Raw genomic sequence first — 2,208 nt, 5'->3', positions numbered from 1 at the left:
TGTCCGTCGAATCGACCGGGTACGTCGTAAACACGCTCCAGGCGGCGCTTTGGTCATTTACCCAAGGAGATGACTTCGAAAGCGTAATTCTGCGGGCCGTCAATCTGGGCGGTGATGCCGATACCATCGCAGCAGTTGCCGGACAGATCGCCGGGGCGACATGGGGGCTGAGCGCCATTCCGCCGCGCTGGACGCAGCGAATTTACTCGGGCGAACGGATCCTGAAACTCGCGATGGATCTGTTCATGGCGGGACGTACGAATGCGTTTTCCCAAGAAAGTGTGAAAGATTGGTATGTTTAATTACGTTCTATGCGAAGTGCCACTTCCTGATGGGTATGAGGGTGAATTCCAAACGAAGGATCTCGAACCTCTCCACATGGATAGGTATGTGATCGCTAAATCTGGCCGCTTAATTGTAACAAGAAAGATCTTTGATGAAAATGAGCGTCCCAAGGATGAAAGTCCTGATCAAGATGAAAATACAAAGCTAGCTATACTACTTCTCCCCCGGTGGAAATTTATTGAAGAAACGGAAGATACAAATTTTCATGGCATTTTTACCTTTAGTGGATTCGAAATTATTGGCCACGAGCCCGATGAAAATAATAATAATATCTTGAGACCTATACATAATCACCATTATTACAAGGCAAAATTTACTGATGGGCAATTGGTTGAGATAAAAATTATGGGGGATGATGATTACCGCTTGCCTGTAGGCTCTTTGTTCCCGTAATTTTTATTCATCGGAGTTGTCATTGAATGGTCAAAGCTTGCACAATAGCCGCACTGCAACCACGTCGCCGCGGACGACGGCGAGTGAACATGTCGAAGGCGGTTCCATCGACGAAAATGTCGGTCAAACATTGTCGCTACGCGAGGGTTGAGCGCTATCGGGAATTTCGTGTGTGAGTGGCATGATGAGTAGGAAGGAAGCCCCATATGGCACGACGGATAGGGCCGGCGATCCCGGACGAGTTGCTGGCTGGCGGTGACGCGGCTGCCGCCTTGAATTCCAGGGATATAGTGAACGCGCTGAAGAAGCGCTCGGGCACAGCGCTCAATATTCCAGCCGCCTATCTCCCGTCACCCGACTAAAGCGGACCAACCACCTTGGCCAAAACGCGAAGCCTGATGCTCTTGTCGAGATGATCACGGACGTCAAGCCGGTCGTTCATTTCCTCTCCGACACGCCACAGTTTGCGGAGCTGACCGAGCGCGGTGGCATGCCATGCCGTGTCTGGCTCGATCCCTCTAGCGTCGAATTCGTGACGGCACTGAGAAAGGCCAGTGACGCGGAGATAACCGGTCTGCGCGGCCTCTTGACGGAGAAGGCCTTGTACGTTTGGCAGTCAGTGAACCTGCTCCACATGGATTTTGAACGGCTCACGGGCACCGAAGGGATGCGCCTTGGTCTGCGTGCAAACGAAATTCAGGTCAACGATGAGACTGTCGCGCAACCGGCTTATTTCCCGTGGGTTTTCCGCAACCATAGTGCCGCGATCTCAAGCGACATCGAAGGCTGCCGACGACTTGTTGAGCGGTTTTTGGTGCTCAACACCAGAATCAAGACGATCTATCCCGATGGCTTCCGCATCCTTTGGTACGCATGACGCTTCGCCACGTCCCTTCCATAGGAGCTTCTTCAGCCACGCGCCGACACACAGCGAAATCTTGTTGACGTCTCTCGATACGGGGGTAAGCAGTTGCAAAGGAGCCGATCCGTCATGGTGAATGTGAACTGCTAGGCTGACAACAGTGGCACGTTGACAAGGGACGGTACAGTGACCCCCTCCTCTCGTTTCCTAAGGCGCCGGCGAAAACTCCGCAAATATCTGTGCCGCGCTGTTGACCTCGCAAAAGTCGATACAGCGACAGCCGAGTTCAGATTCGAGGTAAAGCGCCAGGCGCGACTGATCGCAGAGGCAGATGCCACGTCAGATATTATGGACTGGCTGGAAGCCGTGAGCCTGTTAGATGAAGAGAACTAGCACTACTTTGGCAGATTATATGGTGAGTGACGGAGCGGACTGTAGCAATGCGGACATCGGTCTGGCGGTGCGCCGAGATAGGCGATGATCGCCTGCCGAACTGCTGGCAGGCTTGGTTGTGGCGGAGGGCCGGGGATTCTTTTTTCCCCCTCTGGCTTTCTGGAGCCTGCGGGCCTGGAGTGTCAAACGGCACTGAATTGGGACTCGGGATCGGC

Annotated in this window: 4 protein-coding genes; all 4 read left to right on the top strand. The window is 53.4% G+C overall.

Annotated elements, in window-relative coordinates:
• Positions 1-302 (top strand): ADP-ribosylglycohydrolase family protein (locus APM_RS00755; RefSeq protein ID WP_007421445.1); only part of this gene is annotated, 302 nt, incomplete at its 5' end.
• Positions 303-390: 88 nt separating this feature from the next.
• Positions 391-738, top strand: coding sequence for a hypothetical protein (locus APM_RS20120; RefSeq protein WP_007421444.1), 348 nt, complete (start codon positions 391-393; stop codon positions 736-738).
• Positions 739-1,150: 412 nt separating this feature from the next.
• Entirely contained in the window at positions 1,151-1,615 is a 465-nt protein-coding gene (locus APM_RS00750; protein ID WP_007421443.1) for a hypothetical protein, read from the top strand.
• Positions 1,616-1,786: 171 nt separating this feature from the next.
• The gene (locus tag APM_RS23050; protein WP_158004982.1) at positions 1,787-1,993 is read left to right on the top strand and encodes an antitoxin MazE-like protein; all 207 of its coding nucleotides are present in this window, start codon (positions 1,787-1,789) and stop codon (positions 1,991-1,993) included.
• Positions 1,994-2,208 lie beyond the last annotated feature (215 nt).

It is taken from the genome of Acidiphilium sp. PM, assembly GCF_000219295.1.
Classification (GTDB): Bacteria; Pseudomonadota; Alphaproteobacteria; order Acetobacterales; family Acetobacteraceae; genus Acidiphilium; species Acidiphilium multivorum.
The sequence above is the reverse complement of the archived record's forward strand: the minus strand, read 5'-3'. Positions and strand labels throughout refer to the sequence as shown.

Bases quoted from the DNA above. Each gene is read 5' to 3' on its own strand.
- APM_RS00750 (WP_007421443.1), top strand. From the start codon at position 1,151: ATGATCACGGACGTCAAGCCGGTCGTTCATTTCCTCTCCGACACGCCA.